Annotated in this window: 23 protein-coding genes and 1 tRNA gene; 14 read left to right on the top strand and 10 right to left on the bottom strand. The window is 66.6% G+C overall.

Going from position 1 to position 21,108, the window contains the following annotated elements:
• Positions 1 to 187 precede the first annotated feature (187 nt).
• The gene (gene rarD / locus GVL12_RS24735; RefSeq protein WP_159918216.1) at positions 188 to 1,075 is read left to right on the top strand and encodes an EamA family transporter RarD; all 888 of its coding nucleotides are present in this window, start codon (positions 188 to 190) and stop codon (positions 1,073 to 1,075) included.
• Between the two features lie 4 nt (positions 1,076 to 1,079).
• On the opposite strand, the gene GVL12_RS24730 is transcribed toward rarD, so the two are convergent.
• Entirely contained in the window at positions 1,080 to 2,351 is a 1,272-nt protein-coding gene (locus GVL12_RS24730) for an MFS transporter (protein ID WP_200844065.1), read from the bottom strand.
• 249 nt (positions 2,352 to 2,600) lie between these two features.
• Here GVL12_RS24730 and GVL12_RS24725 point away from each other — a divergent pair, with 249 nt between their 5' ends.
• Complete coding sequence (locus GVL12_RS24725) at positions 2,601 to 2,939, top strand: hypothetical protein (RefSeq protein WP_159918214.1); 339 nt, start codon at positions 2,601 to 2,603, stop codon at positions 2,937 to 2,939.
• A 39-nt stretch (positions 2,940 to 2,978) separates the two neighbouring features.
• Here the strand turns inward: GVL12_RS24725 and GVL12_RS24720 are convergent, their stop codons facing one another.
• Positions 2,979 to 3,803 (bottom strand): META and DUF4377 domain-containing protein, encoded by an 825-nt coding sequence (locus GVL12_RS24720; RefSeq protein WP_159918213.1) that lies wholly within the window; start codon positions 3,801 to 3,803, stop codon positions 2,979 to 2,981.
• A 302-nt stretch (positions 3,804 to 4,105) separates the two neighbouring features.
• Between GVL12_RS24720 and GVL12_RS24715 the strand changes: the two genes are divergently transcribed.
• The gene (locus tag GVL12_RS24715) at positions 4,106 to 4,675 is read left to right on the top strand and encodes a DUF2242 domain-containing protein (protein WP_200844064.1); all 570 of its coding nucleotides are present in this window, start codon (positions 4,106 to 4,108) and stop codon (positions 4,673 to 4,675) included.
• A 5-nt stretch (positions 4,676 to 4,680) separates the two neighbouring features.
• Here GVL12_RS24715 and GVL12_RS24710 read toward each other — a convergent pair whose 3' ends face one another.
• From GVL12_RS24710 to GVL12_RS24700, 3 genes are all read right to left on the bottom strand, one after another.
• Complete coding sequence (locus GVL12_RS24710; protein ID WP_159918212.1) at positions 4,681 to 5,544, bottom strand: M23 family metallopeptidase; 864 nt, start codon at positions 5,542 to 5,544, stop codon at positions 4,681 to 4,683.
• 87 nt (positions 5,545 to 5,631) lie between these two features.
• Positions 5,632 to 6,567 carry a class I SAM-dependent methyltransferase gene (locus tag GVL12_RS24705; protein WP_159918211.1) on the bottom strand — a complete coding sequence of 312 codons (936 nt, stop codon included), beginning with the start codon at positions 6,565 to 6,567 and terminating at the stop codon, positions 5,632 to 5,634.
• 72 nt (positions 6,568 to 6,639) lie between these two features.
• Positions 6,640 to 8,454 (bottom strand): glutamine--tRNA ligase/YqeY domain fusion protein, encoded by a 1,815-nt coding sequence (locus tag GVL12_RS24700; protein ID WP_159918210.1) that lies wholly within the window; start codon positions 8,452 to 8,454, stop codon positions 6,640 to 6,642.
• A gap of 191 nt (positions 8,455 to 8,645) precedes the next feature.
• Between GVL12_RS24700 and GVL12_RS24695 the strand changes: the two genes are divergently transcribed.
• The 5 genes from GVL12_RS24695 to GVL12_RS24675 all read left to right on the top strand — a co-directional run bounded on the left by GVL12_RS24695 (position 8,646) and on the right by GVL12_RS24675 (position 11,557).
• Positions 8,646 to 9,023, top strand: coding sequence for a hypothetical protein (locus tag GVL12_RS24695; protein ID WP_159918209.1), 378 nt, complete (start codon positions 8,646 to 8,648; stop codon positions 9,021 to 9,023).
• Between the two features lie 87 nt (positions 9,024 to 9,110).
• Positions 9,111 to 9,554 carry a type II 3-dehydroquinate dehydratase gene (gene aroQ / locus GVL12_RS24690; protein ID WP_159918208.1) on the top strand — a complete coding sequence of 148 codons (444 nt, stop codon included), beginning with the start codon at positions 9,111 to 9,113 and terminating at the stop codon, positions 9,552 to 9,554.
• Entirely contained in the window at positions 9,548 to 10,432 is an 885-nt protein-coding gene (locus tag GVL12_RS24685; RefSeq protein WP_159918207.1) for an alpha/beta fold hydrolase, read from the top strand. The genes aroQ and GVL12_RS24685 overlap by 7 nt, the downstream gene beginning before the upstream one ends.
• Entirely contained in the window at positions 10,429 to 10,836 is a 408-nt protein-coding gene (gene arfB, locus GVL12_RS24680; protein ID WP_159918206.1) for an alternative ribosome rescue aminoacyl-tRNA hydrolase ArfB, read from the top strand. The genes GVL12_RS24685 and arfB overlap by 4 nt, the downstream gene beginning before the upstream one ends.
• Before the next feature lie 58 nt (positions 10,837 to 10,894).
• Entirely contained in the window at positions 10,895 to 11,557 is a 663-nt protein-coding gene (locus tag GVL12_RS24675; RefSeq protein WP_200844063.1) for an alpha/beta hydrolase, read from the top strand.
• A 7-nt stretch (positions 11,558 to 11,564) separates the two neighbouring features.
• On the opposite strand, the gene GVL12_RS24670 is transcribed toward GVL12_RS24675, so the two are convergent.
• The 5 genes from GVL12_RS24670 to GVL12_RS24650 form a co-directional block, all read right to left on the bottom strand.
• Positions 11,565 to 12,398 (bottom strand): zinc-dependent peptidase, encoded by an 834-nt coding sequence (locus GVL12_RS24670; RefSeq protein WP_159918205.1) that lies wholly within the window; start codon positions 12,396 to 12,398, stop codon positions 11,565 to 11,567.
• The gene (locus GVL12_RS24665; protein WP_159918204.1) at positions 12,395 to 13,213 is read right to left on the bottom strand and encodes a UDP-2,3-diacylglucosamine diphosphatase; all 819 of its coding nucleotides are present in this window, start codon (positions 13,211 to 13,213) and stop codon (positions 12,395 to 12,397) included. Before GVL12_RS24665 ends, GVL12_RS24670 begins: the two co-directional genes overlap by 4 nt.
• A gap of 97 nt (positions 13,214 to 13,310) precedes the next feature.
• Complete coding sequence (locus tag GVL12_RS24660) at positions 13,311 to 13,817, bottom strand: peptidylprolyl isomerase (RefSeq protein WP_159918203.1); 507 nt, start codon at positions 13,815 to 13,817, stop codon at positions 13,311 to 13,313.
• 70 nt (positions 13,818 to 13,887) lie between these two features.
• Complete coding sequence (locus GVL12_RS24655) at positions 13,888 to 14,472, bottom strand: peptidylprolyl isomerase (RefSeq protein ID WP_159918202.1); 585 nt, start codon at positions 14,470 to 14,472, stop codon at positions 13,888 to 13,890.
• Between the two features lie 112 nt (positions 14,473 to 14,584).
• Positions 14,585 to 15,133, bottom strand: coding sequence for a tetratricopeptide repeat protein (locus GVL12_RS24650; protein WP_159918201.1), 549 nt, complete (start codon positions 15,131 to 15,133; stop codon positions 14,585 to 14,587).
• A gap of 207 nt (positions 15,134 to 15,340) precedes the next feature.
• Here GVL12_RS24650 and cysS point away from each other — a divergent pair, with 207 nt between their 5' ends.
• The 6 genes from cysS (at position 15,341) to GVL12_RS24620 (ending at position 21,008) form a co-directional block, all read left to right on the top strand.
• A complete protein-coding gene (cysS, locus tag GVL12_RS24645; protein WP_159918200.1) occupies positions 15,341 to 16,723 on the top strand; it encodes a cysteine--tRNA ligase in 1,383 nt (460 codons plus the stop codon).
• A gap of 158 nt (positions 16,724 to 16,881) precedes the next feature.
• A complete protein-coding gene (locus GVL12_RS24640) occupies positions 16,882 to 17,442 on the top strand; it encodes a DNA-3-methyladenine glycosylase (protein WP_200844062.1) in 561 nt (186 codons plus the stop codon).
• A gap of 46 nt (positions 17,443 to 17,488) precedes the next feature.
• A complete protein-coding gene (locus tag GVL12_RS24635) occupies positions 17,489 to 18,466 on the top strand; it encodes an acetyl-CoA carboxylase carboxyltransferase subunit alpha (RefSeq protein WP_159918198.1) in 978 nt (325 codons plus the stop codon).
• 89 nt (positions 18,467 to 18,555) lie between these two features.
• Positions 18,556 to 19,506: a tRNA lysidine(34) synthetase TilS gene (gene tilS, locus GVL12_RS24630; RefSeq protein WP_159918197.1), complete on the top strand. Its 951-nt coding sequence runs from the start codon at positions 18,556 to 18,558 to the stop codon at positions 19,504 to 19,506.
• A 91-nt stretch (positions 19,507 to 19,597) separates the two neighbouring features.
• Positions 19,598 to 20,863, top strand: a complete 1,266-nt coding sequence (locus GVL12_RS24625; RefSeq protein WP_159918196.1) for an aspartate kinase — start codon at positions 19,598 to 19,600, stop codon at positions 20,861 to 20,863.
• Positions 20,864 to 20,915: 52 nt separating this feature from the next.
• Positions 20,916 to 21,008: transfer RNA gene (locus tag GVL12_RS24620), tRNA-Ser, on the top strand.
• Positions 21,009 to 21,108: the final 100 nt, after the last annotated feature.

Raw genomic sequence — 21,108 nt, 5'->3', positions numbered from 1 at the left:
GGCGGGGGCTGTGGGCGGCAGATCGGGCAAGGCGCGGGTCCTGAGAAAAAGGCGGGGCGGGCCCGCACTGTAAGCCAGCGCGGCCCGGATGGCGATCTGCACCGTTGCGGTGCATGCGCGCTGCGGTCACAATCAAGGGTTTTCCCGCAAGGGGATAGTCGCGGTGACCCGCATTGGAAAGAGTTGAATGCTCAAAGGCATTGTCGCGTCGGTGCTCGCATCGGTGCTGTTCGGCGCGATTTATTCGTTCTCCCCCTGGTTGACGCCGCTCGACGGCGAGCAGATCTTCGGCTGGCGCGTGCTGATGACGCTGCCGTTCACCACCATCTTGCTGCTGGCGCTGGGCGAAACCGCGCTGCTGGCCGCGGTCTGGCGGCGCGTGCGCTCGCGCCCGGCGCTGGCGCTGCTGCTGCTGGCCAGCGCGGCCATGCTGGGCGTGCAGCTGTGGCTGTTCATGTGGGCGCCGCTGCATGGCCGTGCGCTGCCGGTGTCGCTGGGCTATTTCCTGCTGCCGCTGGTGATGGTGCTGGTAGGGCGCGTGATCTATGGCGAGCGGCTGTCGCGCGCGCAGGCACTGGCCACGCTGCTCGCGGCGCTGGGCGTGGCGCACGAGCTCTGGTTCGCGGGCGGCATGTCGTGGGAGACCTGGCTGGTGGCGCTGGGCTATCCGGTGTATTTCGCGCTGCGCCGGCGCCTGGACATTCCGGGAATCGTGGGCCACTGGCTGGACATGGCCCTGCTGGTGCCGGCCGCGCTGTGGTTCATGGGCCGCGCGCCTTCGAGCTGGGCACTGTTGCCCGACCACCCCGCGCTGTGGGCGCTGCTGCCGCTGCTGGGCGTGGTCAGCGCGGTGGCGCTGGCGCTTTACATGGCCGCGAGTCGCTGGCTGCCGCTGGGGCTGTTCGGCCTGCTGTCCTATGTGGAGCCCGTGCTGCTGGTGCTGGTCGCGCTGCTGCTGGGCGAAAGCCTGCAGCCCGGCCAGTGGCCGACCTATGCGCTGGTATTTGCCGCGATTGCCGTGCTGCTGGCAGAGGGCGTGGTGCAACTGCTGCGCCAACGCAAGCGCCAGCGCTGACCCGTCAGGCCTGGCGCTCGGGCGCTGCGGAGATACGCGCTGCGTCCTCGAGCCGGTCCACGTCGCGCAGCGGCTTGAACCAGGTCATCCAGCCGCCGACCACAGCCAGCGTGCACAGGCTGCCGGCAATCGCCGCGGGAACGGCGCCCAGCAGCGCCGCGCTGCTGCCCGCGCGGAACTCGCCGAGTTCATTTGACGAGCCTATGAACAGCATGTTGACCGCATTCACGCGTCCGCGCATGGTGTCGGGCGTGGAAAACTGCACCAGCGCCGAGCGGATGTAGACGCTGACCATGTCGGCCGCGCCGGCGAGCATCAGTGCGGCCATCGACAGCCAGAACCAGGTCGACAGCGCGAACACCAGGTTGGCCAGGCCGAACACCGCGACGGCCGCGAACATCACGCGGCCCACATGGCGGCGCACGGGCCGGGCGCTGAGCCACAGCCCGGTCGCCACTTCGCCTATGGCCATGGCGCTGCGCAGCATTCCCAGGCCTTCGGGGCCGACCTTGAGCACTTCGTGCGCGTAGATGGGCAGCAGCGCGATCACGCCGCCGAGCAGCACCGCGAACAGGTCCAACGAAATCGTGCCCAGGATGATGGGCCGGCTGCGGATGAACTGTATGCCGTCGCCAAACCGCTGCCACATGCGGCCGACCAGGGCCGTGCGCGGCGCGGCGTGGAGCACGGGCACGCGCGTGAGCATCAGCACGGCAAGCACCAGCGCCATCATTGCGCAGCCATAGGTGAGTTCGCCGCCGCCCAGTGCATAGAGCACGCCGCCGAGCACGGGCGCGGCAATCGACGCGGTGCGCATCAGCATGCTGTTGGTCGCGAGCGCCTGGGCCAGGTGCTCGCGCGCGACGATCTGCGGCAGCAGGCTTTGCATGGCCGGTCCGGTGAAGGCCCGGCTGCAGCCGAACAGCACCAGTACCGCATAGATCCAGTGGACATTGGTGGTGTGCTGGGCGGAAAGCCAGAACAGCAGCCCGGCGCACAGCGCGGCCACGCTCCAGCTCGCGCCCAGGATGCGCTTGCGGCTCATGCGGTCGCTCAGGTCGCCCGCGGGAATCAACAGCAGCAGCATGGGCAGAAACTGTGCGAGCCCGACATAGGCCAGCGACAGCGGGTCGCGCGTCAGGTCATAGACCTGCCAGGCCACGACCACGGCCTGCATCTGCTGGGCAAACACGCCCAGCAGGCGTGCCGTGAGAAAGGGAAGAAAGCCAGGCTGGCGCAAGGCGCCAGAAGCGGGAAGAGAGAGTGGGAAAGCCAAAGCGCGGACCTGTCTGGAAAGGGGCGGGGGCCATGAAAAGGCGGCCCGGCACGCGCCGAGATTGTGCGCCAAAGCCGCGCAGGCTGCAGGCCGCCGCGGGGCAGTGGCCGCGGGGTGTCTGGTGGATGCGATTTTGATGACCCTGGAACGGGCGCTATTCCCACATTTTTTCGCCAGTTTTGTACCCAACAATCCCAACCAGTGCCTGCCCAGTAAGGTGATCCATTCAACCTGCAAAGGAACCGACCTATGTCGCTGCTCAACACCAGCTCTCTTCTGGGGCGCGAGGCCATCATCGACTTTCCGGACAGCCAGGCCGAAGTCCATTACTCGCCCCAAGGTGTCCTGTTCTGGAAGGTCACGGACTGCAAGGGCAGCACGTCCGAAGGGCGTGAGCGCTTGAGCTATCTGCAGCTCAGCGACACTTTGCACTTCCTCAACTGGATAGAGAAAAGCGGCTTTACCGTGAGCCAGGTGGTCGACACCGCCCGGGGCACGGTCAAGGCTTTCTGGTCCTATACCGACGAAAAGACCAACGGAGCGCAGCGCGCGTCGATGTTCGTCGACGGGCGCTTTCGCTTTCGTTGAACCCGCAGCCCCGCAGGGGCTGCGGCTCTCGCGCGCCGGTCAGCGCACGATTTCCGACTCCACGGTCATGTCCAGCACATAGGCAAAGGCCGGGGCATCGGCGGGCGGATTGGCCACAGGGTAGCGCTGGATGCGCAGCACATTGCGCACGCCCGGCTGGTGCGTGTAGCCCTGGATGTCGCCATACCAGTTTTCCCAGGAGCCCACGCGCGTCTTCAGGCCCTGGCCGTCATATTCGATCTTGCGCACCTGCAGGCATTGGTAGTTGGGGATCAGCGGGTGGCTGCAGGCGACGCGCTGCGGCGCCACTTCGAGAAACATGCGCTCGCCCGCGCTGCCGTAACGCGTGGCGTCGGTGGGCGCGCCGTCGAGCACCCATTGGCCGCCATCCGCGAACACCAGCGTCAGCACCGGCGCTGCTGGCGCACCGGCGTTGGCGGGGGACGCGGCAATGCGCCATTGGCTGGCCTGCGGCAGGCGCTGGCCGACCTGCTGCTCCAGCGCCATCGCCGCCGAGTCCGGGCAGGCCATCAGCGTGCCGCGCACCGGCCCTATGTGCAGCGCATTGCCCTGCAGGCTATAGCTCGCTCCAAGCGCGTTGCACAGGCGGCCGACAGACACCTGGTTCTGGGCAAAGTTCAGCAGCACCGTGCGTGCGGCCGCAGGTGCCTGGGCGGCGGCGGCCGGCGCGGGCGGCAGTGTCCAGCCCGCCTGCGGCTGGCCCTGGCTGTTGCGGACTTCGCGCAATTGCCAATGGTAGGCCTCGAGCGTGGCCGCGTCCGCGCCGGTATCGGGCGTGACGGTCTGCGACGTCGCACAGGCCGCGAGGCCGGCCGACAGGGCCAGGATGCCAAAAAATCGCATGGAGTTTCCTTTCAATGCCAGCCCAAGCGGCTGAAAAAATTGCAACAGTTGCAAGCATGCAAGCGCTACCCCGGGTGGCCGCGTAGTTGGGGTCAGGCTGCGTCTGTGGGACAGCGGTGCCTGGTCATGTACGTGTGCGCGCCGTGTTCGGGTGGTCCCGGGCGACGGCTCGCTGGCGGGGGCAGAAGCTCCAGGTTTGTAACCCGTGGGGCAACTTCGATAAGGGGAGTGTGCTATAAAATTTGATAGCATTTTTGCAGGCGGCCCCAGCCGCTTGTAACTGATTGAACAAGGAGCACCTGGTGGTCAAGCAGACACGGATGGACGGATGGCGGCGCAGCCTCTGGCCGGTGGCATGGCTTGCGTTGGCCGGGACATTGACGGCCTGCGCGAGCGAGCCGATGAAGCGCGTACGGTCACAGGAGGATTTCTCTTCGACCGCTACCTATTCGCGGCTGTTCGACGCCACCCCTGCCCAGACCTGCGAGGCCGCACGCCGGGCGCTGCTGAGCCAGGGCTACATGATCAACAACGCGCGTGCCGACCTGATCGAAGGGCAAAAGAGCTTCCAGCCCGAGCCCGAAGTGCATCTGCAGATGCTGATCCGCGTGGTCTGCGTGCCCGAGAGCGCCGACCACAGCATCAGCCTGGGCTTCGTGACCGCGCTGCAGGACCGCTATGCGCTCAAGAAAAGCGCGAACTCGGCGAGCCTGGGCGTGGGCGCGCTGGGCTCGGTCTCGCTGCCGTTCGCGGCCAGCAATGATTCGATGGTCAAGGTGGGCAGCGAGACCATTGCAGTCGATGCCTTCTACGAAAACTTCTTCGACCTGGTCAAGCGCTTCCTGCAGTCCGAGGCGCTGCCCGAAGAATAAGGCGCTTACGCGGGCACGAACAGCGCTGGATCCACCATCGTCTGGTTGAGCATCACGCCCCAGTGCAGGTGCGGCCCGGTCACGCGCCCGGTCGCGCCCACGGCCGCAAACGCCTGCCCCGTTGCCAGCACATCGCCGAGCTTGGCATCGATGCGGCTCAGGTGGCAGTACATGCTCAGCAGGCCCGCGCCATGGTCGAGCCAGACCGTGCCGCCGTTGAAGAAGTAGTCGCCCACATCGACGACCTTGCCCGGCAGGGGGGCGACGACGGGCGTGCCCGTGGCCGCGGCGATGTCCATGCCGCTGTGCGGATTGCGTGGCTGGCCGTTGAATACCCGGCGCAGCCCGAAGGAACTCGAGCGCCGCCCCGGCACCGGCACGCGCATGCGCAGCTCCTCGCTGCGTGGCGCGGTGAACAGCGCCATCACCTGTTGCTGGTGGGCGCGCTCGCGTTCATGGCGCGCGAGGTCTTCGGGCGCGAGGTCCACGGTCTTGGGCGAGACCTTGAGCTGCTGCTGTTGATAGCGCTTGTCACGCACCGTGTATTCGAGGCTGCGCTGGCCTTCGCCCGCGTCGACCTGCACGCGGTGCAGGCCCGGCGCGGCCGAAAGCGCAATGCCGACGATGGCCGTCCATTCGATCATGTCGCCCATGACCCGCACCGGCAGTCCACCGGACAGCACTTTGGGGCGCCGGGCCGCGGGGCCCAGCGACAGGCGCGCCACGCCGCCGGGCACGCGCGCATCCTGCGGCCAGACTTCGGAGCCGGCAGCCTGTGCGGCAAGTGGCCAGGCAGCCAGCGGCAGCGTGCACAGGCCGGCCTGCAAGGCGAGGCGGCGGGTCAAGGCGTTCGGGGGGGAGGTGTTCATGGCAAGGGCAGGCCGGTGGAATGAGGAAAGGCGGGCAGGCCCGCTGCGGCATGGCGCCATTGTGGCGCGGCCGGGCGCCCGCGGCTGTCAGTCGGGCGCGCGATACACCAGCACCTTGAGCGAACGCTCGGGCGAGACATCGGCGAACACAGCGGGATTGGCCACGCGCGCGACAAAGGCCAGCTCGGGCGCGAACTCCTGCATCTGGCCCTGGAGAAAGTCCTGGCCGAGCTCGGGCGCGTTGAGGCACAGCAGCGCATGGCCGCCGGGGCGCAGCAGGTCGGGCAGGCGGCGCATCAGCTTGGCGTAGTCCTTGGTCGCGACAAAGCTGCCTTTCTGGAAACTCGGAGGGTCGACGACGACCAGATGGTAGGGGCCGCCGCGCGTGATCTTGCCCCAGGTCTTGAAAATATCGTGCGCGAGAAAGCTCGCGCCGTCGCTGATCTCGTTGAGCTGGTGGTTTTGCTGGCCTATGGCCAGCGCGCCCTGGCTCATGTCGAGATTGAGCACCTGCCTGGCACCGGCCTGGCGCGCGACGACCGAAAACGCGCAGGTGTAGGCGAACAGGTTCAGCACCTTGAGTCCGGGGCGCTCGAGCTCGGGGTGCGCCGCCACATGCTCGCGCACCCAGCGCCGGCCTTCGGCCATGTCGAGGAACAGGCCGTGGTTCTGGCCCTTGAGCACATGCACGCGGTATCGCGTGCCGTTTTCGCTCACCACATGCGGCTCGGGCACGCTGCCGGCCATGAGCCGGGTTTCGCTGCGGCCTTCGTGCCGGCACTGGAAGACCCAGCTCAGCGGCGCTCCTGCGCCTATCTGCTGCCAGCGCGCTTGCAGCGCCGCGCCTATGGTCGCGAGCTCCTCGTCAGCCACGGGCTTGAAACTGGTCAGTAGCAGCACGGGCGCGTAGGCGTCCAGCGCCCAGTGTTCGCAGCCCGGGTAAAGGCCGCCGCGGCCGTGGAAGATGCGCCGGGCATCGGTGGGCAGTTCCATCGTGGCGATGGCGTGGAGCAGGGCTTGCATGGTGTCGTCGGATTTCCGGGAGAGATGAAAAAGGCTGCCAGCGGCAGCCTTTGCGTGCGTCAGATGCCGGGCTTACTTGCCCCAGCTGTCTTTCAGTCCGGTGATCTTGTTGAACACCGGCTTGCCCGCCGCATGGTCCTGGCGGTCGCTCACGAAGTAGCCGTGGCGCTCGAACTGGAAGCGGGTGTCGGGCGCGGCGCCGGCCAGCGACGGCTCGACGAAGGCGGTCACGACTTTCAGGCTGTCGGGGTTGAGCAGCGTGAGGAAGTCCTTGCCGCCCGCGTCGGGCTGGGCGTCGGTGAACAGGCGCTCGTAGATGCGCACTTCGGCGGCGACGCCGTCGGCCACGCCGACCCAGGTGATCGCGGCCTTGACCTTGACGCTGTCGGCGCCGGGCGTGCCGCTCTTGGTGTCGGGCACCAATTGGGCCAGCACTTCGGTGATCTCGCCGTCGGCATTCTTGCGGCAGCCCGTGCACTCGATCACATAGCCGCCCTTGAGGCGCACCTTGTTGCCGGGGAACAGGCGCTTGTAGCCCTTGACCGGCACTTCCTGGAAGTCTTCGCGCTCGATCCAGACTTCGCGGCCAATGGTGAAGTGGCGCAGCGCCGGCGCCTGGCCTTCGGGCGGATGGGGCAGCGCGGGCAGGGTGCAGGGCTCGAGGTGGCCCGCGCCCATGACGTCGTCCCAGTTTTCCAGCACCAGCTTGACCGGGTCGAGCACGGCCATGCCGCGGTGGGCCTGGTTCTCGAGGTCTTCGCGCAGGCAGCCTTCGAGCGTGGCGTAGTCGATCCAGCTGTAATCCTTGGTCACGCCTATGCGCTCGCAGAAGGTCTGGATGCTTTGCGCCGTGTAGCCGCGGCGGCGCAGGCCGACGACGGTGGGCATGCGCGGGTCGTCCCAGCCCTGCACGATGCCGTTGTCCACCAGGTGCTTGAGCTTGCGCTTGCTGGTGATCACATAGGTCAGGTTCAGGCGCGCGAATTCATATTGGCGTGGCTGGGGCGCGGCGATCAGGCCGCCAGCCAGCAACTGGTCGAGCAGCCAGTCGTAGAACGGGCGCTGGTCTTCGAACTCCAGCGTGCACAGCGAGTGGGTGATGTGCTCTAGCGCATCCTCGATCGGGTGCGCGAAGGTGTACATCGGGTAGATGCACCATTGGTTGCCGGTGTTGTGGTGCTCGGCGTGGCGCACGCGGTAGATTGCCGGGTCGCGCATGTTGATGTTGGCGGCGGCCATGTCGATCTTTGCGCGCAGCACGGCGGCGCCGTCGGCGAGCTGGCCGTCGCGCATGGCGCGAAAGCGCTCCAGGTTCTGCGCGGGCGTGCGATCACGGAAGGGGCTGTTCGTGCCGGGCCGGGTGAAATCGCCGCGGCTGGCGCGCATTTCCTCGGCCGTTTGCTCGTCCACATAGGCCAGGCCCTGCTCGACCAGGTATTCGGCCGCGCGGTACATGAAGTCGAAGTAGTCGCTGGCCTGGTAGGGCGCGGCGCTGCCTGGCGCTTCTCCCGCCTGGGCCCAGTCGAAGCCCAGCCAGTGCACGGCGTCGATGATGCCGTCGACGTACTCCTGGTCTTCCTTCTCGGGGTTGGTGTCGTCGAAGCGCAGATGGCAGACACCACCGTAGTCGCGCGCCAGGCCGAAGTTCAGGCAAATGCTCTTGGCGTGGCCGATGTGCAGATAGCCGTTGGGCTCGGGCGGGAAGCGCGTGCGGATCCGGGCCGGGTCGGGCTCGCCTGCCGCATGGTGGGCGGCATCGCCAGGGCTGCCGCCCCAGCGGCGCTGGGCATATACACCGCGGGCCAGGTCGGCCTCGATGATCTGGCGCAGGAAATTACTCGGCTTGACCGGTTCTGGGAGGGTGTTGGTGGCGTCGGAAGAACTCATCCCGGCATTTTAGGCGCGAGGCCCGTCAGAGGGCTTCTTACCAATGGAAACTTCTTCGTTGCGAACAGAAACAATTCCAGCGGGGTTTTGGGCCATCCTCACGGTGTGGTCGCGCGTTAAGTACTTCAAGCGGTGCTTTTTGCGCCGCGGCAGGCTGATCCCGGCAGGCCGATTCGAACAAGGAGTTCCTGATGACAACAAGCAAGCTTTCGCTGAAATCGTGGCGTGCGCGTGTGGCGGGCGCGGCCCTGGCGTTCGTTGCCCTGGCCGGCGCGGGCGCGGCCCAGGCACGCGATGTGGTCTGGTCGGTAGGCGTGCATTCCCCGGGCGTGTCCCTGGGCGTCGCCAACACCATGCCGCTGGTCGTGGCTTCCGGGCCGGTCTACTATGCGCCGCCGCCGGTCTACTACGCGCCGCGCCCGATCTACCATGCGGCCCCCGTGGTCGTCATGCCCCCGCGCCACGGCTATTACGGCAAGCACCACTACAAGCACTACGACAAGCACCGTGGCCATGGCTACCGCGACCACAATCGCCGCCACGGCCATCGCGGCCACGGCCACCGCTGAGCGAACGCGCCTGCGGGTGTTGCGCGCTGCGCGCCGGACACCGGCCGGGGCCCGCATAATCCGGCGGTCTGACGTCCGGAGTGTTGTGTGAAAACTGTCTATGTCCTGAACGGCCCCAATCTCAATCTGCTGGGCTCGCGCGAGCCCGCCATTTATGGCGCGGCCACGCTGGCCGACGTGCAGGTCCTGTGCGAACAGGCCTGCGCGCGCCATGGCCTGGCACTCGCTTTCCACCAAAGTAACCACGAAGGCGTGCTGGTCGACTGGATCCACGAAGCCGGGGGCCTGCATGCCCAGGGCCAGCTCGCGGGCCTGATCTTCAATGCCGCGGCCTATACGCACACCAGCGTGGCGCTGCTCGATGCGGTCAAGGGCACGGGCGTGCCGCTGGTCGAGCTGCACATCAGCAACGTGCATGCGCGTGAAAGCTTTCGCCACCATTCCTACCTGTCGGCCGCGGCCCGGGCCGTGATGTGCGGTTTCGGCGTGGCCGGCTATGGCCTGGCGATCGACGCCGTCGCGCAATGGTGAACAGGGCGAGCGACCCCGCGCAGGTGCCGGCCGCCGTCGCGCGGCTGCAGGCCCGGGCGCGGCGTGTGACCACGGCCTTTTCCGGTGGGCATATCGTCTGGCATGTCTGGGGTGAAGGCGTGGGGGCGGGCACGGCGCCGCTGGTGCTGCTGCATGGCGGCAGCGGCAGCTGGACCCATTGGCTGCGCAATATCGAAGCGCTGGTGGCCACGGGCCGCGAAGTCTGGGCGCCCGACTTGCCGGGCTTTGGCGACTCGGACGGCGTGCCCGGCGGGCATGACGCCGACGCCATGCTGGAGCCCTTGCACGCAGGCCTGCAGTCGCTGCTGGGCGTCCGAAGGTTCGACCTCGTCGGGTTTTCGTTTGGTGGAATGACGGCCGGCATGCTGGCCGCGCGCTATCCGCAGGGCGTGCGCCAGCTGGTGGTGGTCGGCGCGCCCGCGATGTGGGTCAGCAGCGGCAAGGCAGTGCGCCTGCTGGGCTGGCGCCACCTGGCAAGCGAGTCGGCGCGCGAGCAGGCCCACAGGCACAATCTGCAGGCGCTGATGCTGCATGACCCTGCGGGCATCGACGCCGACACGCTGGCGCTGCATGTGCAGAATGTGCTGCGCGACCGTTTGCCGCGCCGGCGCCTGTCGCAGACCGATGCGCTGGCCCAGGCGCTGGGCCGCATCGTCTGCCCGGTGCACGCCATCTATGGTCGGCACGACGCGCTCTATCTGGGCCGCCACGCGGCGCTGGAGCAGGCGCTGGTCGCCGCGACTGCGCATTTCGAAGGCCTGCACTGGGTGGCCGATGGCGGCCATTGGGTGCAGTTCGAGCAGCCCGAACGCTTTCACCAGGTGCTGCTGGCCTGCCTGGAGGCGGGTGGGCGATGAGCGACCCAGGCCTGATCGACGAGCGCGAAGTGGAGTTCAGCTTCATGCGCGCCCAGGGGGCGGGCGGCCAGAACGTCAACAAGGTCTCGTCGGCCGTGCACCTGCGTTTCGATATCCGCGCCTCGTCCTTGCCCGATGCGATCAAGGAGCGCTTGCTGGCCCTGCACGACAGTCGCATCACCCAGGAGGGTGTGGTCGTCATCAAGGCCCAGCAATACCGCAGCCAGGAGCAAAATCGCTGGGATGCGCTCGAACGCCTCGAAGCGCTGGCCCGCAGCGTGGCCAAGCCTCCCAAGGCCCGCCGCGCGACCCGGCCCACGCGCGGCTCGCAGATGCGCCGGCTCGAAGGAAAAAGCCAGCGCAGCGAGACCAAGGCCTTGCGCGGCAAGCCGCGCGGTGAATGAGCTGGCCCTGGCCTGAAACCGCGGTTTCGCGTACAAGAACGCTTAGAAAAGGAATGCCATGAACCATTTGACCGATCTGCCGCTGGAATTGCTCCAGCGCGAGCCCCGGGCGCAGGGCGGCTCCCCCTGGTTGCTGGTGCTGATGCATGGCGTGGGCAGCAACGAACAGGATCTGTTTGGCCTCGCGGCCTATGTGCCCGCGCATTTCCATGTGCTGAGCCTGCGTGCGCCGTATCCCATGGGCGCGCAGGCCCATGCCTGGTTCCAGTTCACCGTGGACACCAATGGCGTGCGCCATATCAACGTCGCGCAGGAGCGCGCAAGCCGTGAACAACTCGAGCGCACGCTGGCCCAGGCACAGCAGGAGCTGGGCATTCCTGCCGGGCGCACGGTGCTCGCGGGCTTCAGTCAGGGCGGCATCATGGCCTTGTCGGCGCTGCTGACCCAGCCGCAGTCGCTGCGCGCGGCCATGGTCTGGCACAGCCGCCTGCTGCCCGAAGTGCGGTCGCTGCAGGCGCCGGTAGAAGCGTTCTCCGGCAAGTCGCTGTGGATCAGCCATGGCACTTACGACAATGTGATTCCACTGACCAGCGCGCACACCATGCGCGAGCATGTGCAGGCGTTGCCGCTGGCGCTGGACTACCACGAGTACGCCAGCGCGCATGAAATCCGGCCCGATGAGCTGAAGGCCAGCATGCAATGGCTGGACGGCTTGCGTTGACCCGGGTTTAAGCGTTGCGCGCAGGCCCGAAAAACGCCGCAAGCAGCGGCGCAAGCGTAGAGAATTCCTGCGCGAACTGCGCGCGATTGACGAAATAGGCTTCGCAGGCCACGGCGAAGAATTCGGCCGGGGCCGTGGCGCCGTAGCCGTCGAGCCAGGGCGAGGCGCCGCCAAAGCGCTCGGCGATGATCACCTGCTCGCGAAACTGCGCATAGGCCGGCTCCCAGGCCGCATGCCACAACGCGCGCGCCGCGCGCGTGCCGGTGCTGCCCATGAAGCCCGGCGGCAGCGGCGGGCAGCCGTCGGCCGTGCCGTTGCGCATGTCGATCTTGTGCGCGAATTCGTGGATCACCACGCTGGTGCCCGCGGCCACGCTGTGGCGGCTGTCGTCGACGGCCTGCCAGCTGAGCATCACCGGCCCGCCGTCCATGGCTTCGCCCAGCAGCACTTCGTTGTAATAGTGGACCACGCCGGCTTCGTCCACGGCCTCGCGCCGCGCCACGGCCTCGCCGGGGTGGACGACGATGCCGACGAAATCGTCATACCAGGCCAGCGCCTCGCGTGGCGTGCCCCAGTGCAGCAGCGGCAGGCAGGCCTGGGCGGCGATCTGCACCGCCATGGCATCGGTCACCACCAGACCGTGCGCGCCGTGAAACTGCTTGCGCTGCAGGAACAGCGCGGCCAGCGCACGCAGCTTGGCCTGGTCGGCCAGTGGCAGTGCGTGCAGGAACGGATAGGCCTGAACAGCCGCAAGCCACAGTCCGGCGTCGATCTCGGGCAGCGGCGCGAGGCGCCGGCGCAGGTGGCTCCACCAGCGCTGCAGCGCGCCAGGCGGGCTCATGCGGCCTGGTCTCCGGCGCCAGGCCAGGGCAGGCGTTGCAGGCCGTGCGCGCGATCGAGCCGCAGCACTTCGGCGCGCGCCGGCGTGGCGGTCAGGTCCCAGTCGCTGAGCACGATGCGGCGCATGCCTGCAGCCAGGTCATGGTCGGCCGGGCGGTGGGTATGGCCGTGGATCAGCGTGGTCGCGCGCGCGGCCTGCAGCCAGTCGAGGCTGGCCTGGCGGTCGAGCTCGGCGTAGACCATGGACGCGCGCTGGTGCGAGCTGCTCTGGTCGCGCATGCCGCGCGCCTGGGCGCGGCGTGTCTCCAGCGGCTGCTGCAAAAACGCATCCTGCCAGGCGCGGGTGCGCGCCATGGCGCGAAAGCGCTGGTAGTCGGTGTCGTCCAGGCACAGCGCGTCGCCATGGCTCAGCAGATAGCGCTGGCCTGCGAATTCCAGCACTGTCGGGTCGCTCAGCCAGGTACAGCCGCTGCGCTCGGCAAACGCCGGGCCGGTGAGGAAGTCGCGGTTGCCCTGCATGAAGAACAGCGCGCGCTGCTGCGCAACGGCGCGCATCCGGGCGCATGCGCGCGCTTCGAAGCTCTGTGCATCGTCCAGCACATCGTCGCCTATCCAGACTTCGAACAGGTCGCCGAGCATGAACACCGCGTCGGCCGTTGTATGCGTCAGGTAATCGAGCCAGGCCGCGACGGTGTGCGGCTCGCTGGCCTGCAGATGCAGGTCGGAAATGAATTCAATGCGCTGCCAGTCGGCCGGCACCGGCAGCTCGAACGCTGCGGGGGCCGAGGGCAGGGCGGGGGCATCAGGATGCGGCATGGCCGGCGTCCTGGTGCAAGCCGGAAAACTGCCCGTGCAGCGCGGCCCGCAGGCAGCGGCGCTGGTCAGTGCAAGGCACAGGCAGTGGTCGTGCCATTTACAGGGCCACGGCCTTTTCGATCACGACGTCGGTCAGGGGCACGTCGTCATGGAAGCCCTTGCGGCCGGTCTTCACGCCCTTGATCGCGTCGACGATTTCCGTGCCCTTGACCACCTTGCCGAACACGGCGTAGCCCCAGCCCTGGGCGCTGGGAGCGGTGTGGTTCAGGAAGCCGTTGTCGGCGACGTTGATGAAGAACTGCGCCGAGGCCGAGTGCGGGTCGCTGGTGCGTGCCATCGCCAGGGTGTACTTGGTGTTCTTCAGGCCGTTCTTGGCTTCGTTCTCGATAGGCGCGTCGCTGTCCTTTTGCGTCATGCCGGGCTCGAAGCCGCCGCCCTGGACCATGAAGCCGGGAATCACACGGTGGAAGATCGTGTTGTTGTAGTGGCCCTTGTTCACATAGGCCAGGAAGTTCTCGGTCGACTTGGGTGCCTTTTCAGCGTCGAGTTCTATGGTGACCACGCCGTGGCCGGTGATGTGCAGTTCGACTTGTGGGTTGCTCATGGGAATTCCTTTGGAGATGGGGTGAAAAAAGGGAGGCATTGTGGCCCATGCAGGCCGCGTCAAACGATCTTCAGGGCAGTTGGCGCGCCGAGAGAATCGTGACTGCCGTCGTGGGCACATTTTGGTGCATGCCGCGGCTGCCCGTGGCGACGGCGCGGATTTTGTCCACCACATCGGTGCCGCGCACGACCTTGCCGAACACGGCATAACCGTGGCCGTCGGGCTGGGGCGCGTTGAGCGAGGCGTTGGCCGCGACATTGATGAAGAACTGGGCCGTGGCCGAGTTCGGGTCGCCGGTGCGGGCCATGGCGATGGTGTACTTGTCGTTCTTCAGGCCGTTGCGCGCTTCGAGCGGGATGGGCGGCCGCGTGGGCTTTTGCTGCATGTCCTCGGTGAAGCCGCCGCCCTGGATCATGAAGCCGTCCATCACGCGGTGGAACACCGTGCCGTCGTAATGCTTGCTGTTCACATACTGCAGAAAATTGGCCACGGTCCTGGGCGCCTTGGCCGCGTCGAGTTCGAGCACGATCGCGCCCAGCGAGGTCTTGAGTTCGACCTGGGGCGAAGTCTGCGCGGCGGCGCCGGTGGCCGCGAGCAGGCCGGCGGACAGCGCCAGGCCGGCCAGGGCGAAAGTGGTTTTTCTGCGGGAAATCATGCGTGACTCCAGGGTTTGAATGGCAGTGGGATGGCCTGCGGCGGCGAACAGTTCCCGTCGCTCGTTCAGGCTGCTGCGAAAGGGCGGCGAACAGGGCGCCCGGGCCGCAGGCTTATTTCTGGGCGGCCGGCGCGGCGGGCTGAGGCTGCAGCATGCTGCGCAACTGGGTCAGCTTGGGGTGCAGATTCGGCGCGGCGCGCGGATCGAGATCCTGCGAGCGCAGATATGACTGGTAGGCCAGGCGCGCATAGATGTCGCCGAGGTTCTCGTGCGCGACCGCATAGGTCGGGTTGTTGCGCACCGCCATCTCGAGCGCGCCCTTGGCCTTGTCGAGGTCGCCATCGGCCGCGTAGATCACGGCCAGGTTGTTGTAGGGCTCGGCCAGCTCGGGGTATTCCTCGACCAGCAGCGTGAAGGTCGCGATCGCGCCGGCCTTCTGGCCGGCATCGGTCTGGGCCACGCCCTTGAGGAAACGCATCTGCGGGTCGCGCGCATTGCTGGCGAGGTAGGTGTCGGCGCGGGCGATGGCTTGCGCGGCATTGCCCGCGCGCAGCAACTGGTTCACTTCGGCGTAGTCATCGGCATGGGCTGCGCCCGAGGCGAGCACGGCGGCCAGGGTCAACAGGCGCAGGGCGCGGGGGAAGGCGTTGCGTGCAGGCATGTAGGTGCTTTCAGTGCGGGCAGGGACGGGCCTGCGGCGCGGGCTTATACTTCGATCAATTGTAGCTGAGGGGTGTCAGCCCGCATGGACCCTGGTGCCCCCTTTTCAGGGTGCCGCCGTGCCAGGCGCACACTTCTTGCTGCATGGGACCCAGGGCCTGTCATCTTCGGCAGGCCGTTCCCCTCTCTCCCTCGTAACAGACATTCCATGAGTTTGCGTATCTACAACACGCTGTCGCGTGCATTGGAAGCGTTTTCGCCGATAGAACCGGGCCATGTCCGCATGTATGTGTGCGGCATGACCGTCTACGACCTCTGCCATCTGGGCCATGCGCGCTCCATGGTCGCCTTCGACGTGGTACAGCGCTGGTTGCGTGCCAGCGGCCTGCGCGTGACCTATGTGCGCAACATCACCGATATTGACGACAAGATCATCCGCCGCGCGGTCGAGAACGGCGAAACCATTCGCCAGCTGACCGACCGCATGATCGCGGCGCTGCACCAGGACGCGGACGCGCTGGGCATAGAGCGCCCGAGCTTCGAGCCGCGCGCCACCGACTATGTGCCGCAGATGCAGAGCATGATCGGCCGGCTGCAGCAGCGCGGACTGGCCTACCAGGCGGGCAACGGCGACGTGAACTTCGCGGTGCGCAAGTTCCCGGGCTACGGCAAGCTGTCGGGCAAGTCGCTCGACGAGCTGCAGGCCGGCGAACGCGTGGCCGTCGATGACGGCAAGTCCGATCCGCTGGACTTCGTGCTCTGGAAGAGCGCCAAGCCCGCCGAGCCCGACGAAGTCAAGTGGGACAGCCCCTGGGGCCAGGGCCGCCCGGGCTGGCACATCGAATGCTCGGCCATGGGCTGCGAAATGCTAGGCGAGAGCTTCGACATCCATGGCGGCGGCGCGGACCTGCAGTTTCCCCACCACGAAAACGAGATTGCCCAGAGCGAGGGCGCGACCGGCAAGACCTTGGCGCGCACCTGGATGCACAACGGCTTCATCAACGTGGACAACGAGAAAATGTCCAAGTCGCTGGGCAATTTCTTTACCATCCGCGATGTGCTCAAGGAGTTCGACGCCGAGACGGTGCGCTTCTTCGTGGTGCGCAGCCATTACCGCAGCCCGCTGAACTACAGCGATGTGCATCTCAACGATGCGCGCTCGGCGCTCAAGCGCCTGTACACGGCGCTGAGCCTGGTGCCCGCGGCCGACGTCGCGATCGACTGGGCCCAGCCCCAGGCCGCGCGCTTCAAGGCAGCGATGGACGAGGACTTCGGCACGCCCGAAGCCGTGGCCGTGCTGTTCGAGCTGGCCGCCGAAGTCAACCGCAGCCACAGCGCGCAGACCGCTGGCCTGCTCAAGGCCCTGGGCGCGTGCCTGGGCCTGCTGCAGGACAGCCCCGAGGCATTCCTGCAGGCCGGCGTGGCTGGCGGCGTGGATGCTGCTGCCGTACAGGCGCAGATTGCAGCGCGCGCCGCGGCCAAGGCCGCGAAAGACTGGGCCGAGGCGGACCGTATCCGCCAGGCCCTGCTGGCCCAGGGCATTGTGCTCAAGGATTCCGCGGCCGGCACCACCTGGGAGGCCGCGCCCTGAACGGCGGCAGACCATGGATTTTCATTTCAATGTGTTTAATGTAGGCGGTACCAGCGGTGAATGCTCCTAAAGAGATAGCGAACGTGGTGATCACGCCGTTGTCTGCGCCTGCCTACTGGGCAGAAGCCTGCAAGCACCTGGTCAAAAAAGACCGGGTGATGAAGCGACTGATTCCGCAATACGCGGGCCAGGCGCTGCAAACGCGTGGCGACGCTTTCGTGACGCTCGCGCGTTCGATCGTCGGTCAGCAGATTTCGATCAAGGCCGCACAGACGCTGTGGAACCGCCTGGCGCTGCTGCCCGCGAGCATGACGCCCGAGCACCTGCTGCGGCTCAAGGTCGACGACATGCGCGCGGCCGGGTTGTCGGCGCGCAAGGTCGACTATCTGGTTGACCTGGCCGTGCACTTCACCGAAGGCCGGCTGCACACCAACGACTGGGCGACGATGGGCGACGAAGCCATCATCGCCGAGCTGATGGCCATCCGCGGCGTGGGCCGCTGGACGGCCGAGATGTTTCTGATTTTTTACCTCATGCGGCCCAATGTATTGCCCCTCGATGACGCGGGGTTGATCAGCGGGATCAGCAAGAACTATTTTTCGGGCGACCCCGTCAGCCGCAGCGATGCGCGCGAGGTGGCGGAGGCCTGGAAGCCCTGGTGCAGTGTCGCGACTTGGTATATTTGGCGATCGCTCGACCCGCTGCCTGTGGCCTATTGATCAACCCAAGGCCCTGAGCCCCGAGGCCGGGACAAGGAGAAAAACATTGGCGAAAAAGAATTTTCTGGATTTTGAGCACCCGATTGCCGAGCTCGAATCCAAAATCGAAGAACTGCGCTACGTGCAGACCGAAAGTGCGGTCGACATCTCGGAAGAGATCGACCAGCTGAGCAAGAAGAGCCTGCAACTCACGCGCGACATCTACAGCGATCTGAGCCCCTGGCAGATCACCAAGATCGCGCGCCACATCGAGCGTCCCTACACGCTCGACTATGTGCGCGAAATCTTCACCAATTTCGTCGAGATGCACGGGGACCGCCACTTCGCGGACGATCAGTCGATCGTCGGCGGCCTGGCGCGCTTCAACGGCCAGCCCTGCATGGTCATCGGCCACCAGAAAGGCCGCGACACCAAGGAGCGCACGCTGCGCAACTTCGGCATGACGCGCCCCGAAGGCTATCGCAAGGCCTTGCGCCTGATGAAGACCGCCGAGAAGTTCAAGCTGCCGGTGTTCACGTTCGTCGACACGCCGGGCGCATTCCCCGGCATCGACGCCGAGGAGCGCAGCCAGTCCGAAGCCATCGGCCGCAACATCTACGAGATGGCGCAGCTGCAGACCCCCATCATCTCCACCGTCATCGGTGAAGGCGGCTCGGGCGGCGCGCTGGCGATCAGCGTGGCCGACCAGGTGCTGATGCTGCAGTACTCGGTCTACTCGGTGATCAGCCCCGAAGGCTGCGCATCCATCCTGTGGAAGACCGGCGAGAAGGCAGAAGAAGCGGCTGCGGCCATGGGCATCACCGCGCTGCGCCTCAAGGCCCTGGGCCTGGTCGACAAGATCGTCAGCGAGCCTGTCGGTGGCGCGCACCGCGACCCCAAGCAGATGGCGACCTTCCTCAAGCGCGCGCTCGGCGATGCCTACCGCCAGCTCGCCGACCTGAGCCCCAAGGAATTGCAGGACCGCCGTTACGAACGCCTGCAAAGCTATGGCCGCTACTCGGATACCAAGGCCGAAAACCGCTGAGACCGCTGGCTGATTCGTCGCCCGCGCATGCACACACGGCTCCTGAGGGAGCCGTTGTCGTCTCGGCCCACCCCATAGGGAAGTCCCACATGACCCAGTCGTTCGATGCCGCCATCGCGGCCTTCGCACCGCCCCTGCCGCTGGCCGTGGCGTTGAGCGGGGGCGCCGACTCGACGGCGCTGCTGCTCGCCTGCGCCCGGCGCTGGCACGGCCAGGTGCATGCAATCCATGTGCACCACGGCCTGCAAAGCGCGGCCGATGGCTTTGCCGCCCAGTGCGAAGCGCTGTGCGCGCGCCTGGAGGTGCCGCTTGCGGTGTGCCGCGTCGACGCGCGCCATGCGGCCGGCCAGAGCCCCGAAGACGCCGCGCGGCAAAGCCGCTATGCGGCGCTGGCCGATGCCGCCTTGCACGCCTGGCCCGGCCGTCCCATGGCGGCCATCGCACTGGCCCAGCATGCCGATGACCAGGTCGAAACCCTGCTGCTGGCGCTGTCGCGCGGCGCGGGTGTGGCCGGGCTGGCTGCCATGCCCGCGCAATGGCAGCGACTGGGATTGACCTGGCTGCGCCCGCTGCTGCAAGTCGATGGCGCGGCGCTGCGCGACTGGCTGGTGGCGCGCGAGCAGGACTGGATAGAAGACCCGAGCAATGCCGATCAGCGCTTCACGCGCAACCGCATCCGCGCGCAATTGCTGCCCCAGCTGCAGGCCGCGTTTCCGCAATTTCGTGACACGTTTGCGCGCAGCAGCCGGCACTGCGCGCAGGCCGCCGAATTGCTGCAGGAAGTCGCAGAAACCGATCTCGCCGTTGTGGGCAATCCGCCGCGCATCGCCGCCTTGCAGGCCTTGAGCACCGCGCGCCAGGCCAATCTTCTGCGCCATTGGCTGCGCGTGGCGCACGCCACCACACCGGCCGCGGCGCAGCTCGAGGAGCTGCTGCGCCAGGTTGCCGCCTGCACCACGCGCGGCCACCAAATCCATCTCAAGTTGGGGTGCGGGTTTGTGGTGAAAACAGGGGCGTTGCTCGGTTGGTACAATCCCTGAGTTTTGGTCTACTTTTGTACGAAAATCGCTGGCGCGCCAAAACGCCCCCATTCCTCGCGCCATGTCCGAAGTTTCGTCACCTTGATATCCAATGGCACTGATCGTTCATAAATACGGCGGCACGTCGATGGGCTCCCCGGAGCGCATCCGCAATGTTGCCAAGCGCGTGGCCAAGTGGGCTCGGGCCGGCCACCAGATGGTGGTGGTGCCCAGCGCCATGAGTGGCGAAACCAATCGTCTGCTTGGCCTGGCCAGCGAGCTCGCGCCTGCGCAGCCGCAAAACTCCTACTACCGTGAGCTCGACATGCTGGCCTCCACGGGCGAGCAGGCATCGTCGGCGCTGCTGGCGATTGCCCTGCAGGCCGAAGGCATGCCTTCGGTCAGCTACGCAGGCTGGCAGGTGCCGGTGCGCACCGACAGCAGCTACACCAAGGCCCGGATCGAGTCTATCGACGACCAGCGCGTGCGCGCCGATCTCGACGCCGGCCGTGTGGTCATCGTCACCGGCTTCCAGGGCATAGACCCGGCGGGCAACATCACGACGCTGGGCCGTGGCGGCTCCGACACGTCGGCGGTGGCCATGGCCGCGGCGCTCAAGGCCAGCGAATGCCTGATCTACACCGATGTCGATGGTGTCTACACCACCGACCCGCGCGTGGTTCCCGCCGCCCGCCGCCTGTCCACCGTGAGCTTCGAGGAAATGCTCGAAATGGCCAGCCTGGGCAGCAAGGTGCTGCAAATCCGTTCGGTCGAGTTCGCAGGCAAATACAAGGTGCCGATGCGCGTCCTGTCGAGCTTCACGCCCTGGGACATGGATCTGGCCGAAGAAGCCCAATCGGGCACGCTGATTACTTTTGAGGAAGACGAAAAAATGGAAAAGGCTGTCGTATCCGGCATCGCGTTCAACCGCGGCGAAGCCAAGATCTCCGTGCTCGGCGTGCCCGACACCCCGGGCATCGCCTACCGCATCCTGGGCCCCGTGGCCGAAGCCAACATCGAAGTCGATGTGATCCTGCAGAACATCAGCAAGGACGGCATCGCCGACTTCAGCTTCACCGTGGGCCAGGGTGACTACCAGCGCGCGATGGACTTGCTGCAAAGCAAGGTCGTTCCCGAACTGGGCGCCAAGGAAGCCGTGGGCGACCCGAGCATCTGCAAGGTCAGCATCGTCGGCATCGGCATGCGCAGCCACGCAGGCGTGGCCAGCACCATGTTCCGCACGCTGAGCGAAGAGGGCATCAACATCCAGATGATCTCGACCTCGGAAATCAAGACCTCGGTCGTGATCGATGAAAAGTACCTCGAGCTGGCCGTGCGCGCGCTGCACACCGCCTTCGGCCTCGACAAATCGGAGTAAATTTGCGTTTTTTCCCGGAGTCGTAAAAAACTCGGGTTAGAATCGCTTTATTGGAAACGTGACCGAGTGGCCGAAGGTGCTCCCCTGCTAAGGGAGTATGGGGTGTAGAGCCTCATCGAGGGTTCGAATCCCTCCGTTTCCGCCAGGACTTAAAGCCCTAAGTGATTGATTCACTTAGGGGTTTTTCCTTTGGTGCGATGGAAGCCCGCGAGCTACACCAATTGCACACCAATATCGCTATCGGG

The organism is Pantoea sp. 18069, from assembly GCF_902706035.1.
Classification (GTDB): Bacteria; Pseudomonadota; Gammaproteobacteria; order Burkholderiales; family Burkholderiaceae_C; genus Comamonas.
The sequence above is the reverse complement of the archived record's forward strand: the minus strand, read 5'-3'. Positions and strand labels throughout refer to the sequence as shown.

Bases quoted from the DNA above. Each gene is read 5' to 3' on its own strand.
- rarD (WP_159918216.1), top strand. From the start codon at position 188: ATGCTCAAAGGCATTGTCGCGTCGGTGCTCGCATCGGTGCTGTTCGGC.
- GVL12_RS24725 (WP_159918214.1), top strand. From the start codon at position 2,601: ATGTCGCTGCTCAACACCAGCTCTCTTCTGGGGCGCGAGGCCATCATC.
- GVL12_RS24720 (WP_159918213.1), bottom strand. From the start codon at position 3,803: ATGCGATTTTTTGGCATCCTGGCCCTGTCGGCCGGCCTCGCGGCCTGT.
- GVL12_RS24710 (WP_159918212.1), bottom strand. From the start codon at position 5,544: ATGAACACCTCCCCCCCGAACGCCTTGACCCGCCGCCTCGCCTTGCAG.
- GVL12_RS24705 (WP_159918211.1), bottom strand. From the start codon at position 6,567: ATGCAAGCCCTGCTCCACGCCATCGCCACGATGGAACTGCCCACCGAT.
- GVL12_RS24700 (WP_159918210.1), bottom strand. From the start codon at position 8,454: ATGAGTTCTTCCGACGCCACCAACACCCTCCCAGAACCGGTCAAGCCG.
- GVL12_RS24695 (WP_159918209.1), top strand. From the start codon at position 8,646: ATGACAACAAGCAAGCTTTCGCTGAAATCGTGGCGTGCGCGTGTGGCG.
- GVL12_RS24685 (WP_159918207.1), top strand. From the start codon at position 9,548: ATGGTGAACAGGGCGAGCGACCCCGCGCAGGTGCCGGCCGCCGTCGCG.
- arfB (WP_159918206.1), top strand. From the start codon at position 10,429: ATGAGCGACCCAGGCCTGATCGACGAGCGCGAAGTGGAGTTCAGCTTC.
- GVL12_RS24675 (WP_200844063.1), top strand. From the start codon at position 10,895: ATGAACCATTTGACCGATCTGCCGCTGGAATTGCTCCAGCGCGAGCCC.
- GVL12_RS24670 (WP_159918205.1), bottom strand. From the start codon at position 12,398: ATGAGCCCGCCTGGCGCGCTGCAGCGCTGGTGGAGCCACCTGCGCCGG.
- GVL12_RS24665 (WP_159918204.1), bottom strand. From the start codon at position 13,213: ATGCCGCATCCTGATGCCCCCGCCCTGCCCTCGGCCCCCGCAGCGTTC.
- GVL12_RS24660 (WP_159918203.1), bottom strand. From the start codon at position 13,817: ATGAGCAACCCACAAGTCGAACTGCACATCACCGGCCACGGCGTGGTC.
- GVL12_RS24655 (WP_159918202.1), bottom strand. From the start codon at position 14,472: ATGATTTCCCGCAGAAAAACCACTTTCGCCCTGGCCGGCCTGGCGCTG.
- GVL12_RS24650 (WP_159918201.1), bottom strand. From the start codon at position 15,133: ATGCCTGCACGCAACGCCTTCCCCCGCGCCCTGCGCCTGTTGACCCTG.
- cysS (WP_159918200.1), top strand. From the start codon at position 15,341: ATGAGTTTGCGTATCTACAACACGCTGTCGCGTGCATTGGAAGCGTTT.
- GVL12_RS24640 (WP_200844062.1), top strand. From the start codon at position 16,882: ATGAAGCGACTGATTCCGCAATACGCGGGCCAGGCGCTGCAAACGCGT.
- tilS (WP_159918197.1), top strand. From the start codon at position 18,556: ATGACCCAGTCGTTCGATGCCGCCATCGCGGCCTTCGCACCGCCCCTG.
- GVL12_RS24625 (WP_159918196.1), top strand. From the start codon at position 19,598: ATGGCACTGATCGTTCATAAATACGGCGGCACGTCGATGGGCTCCCCG.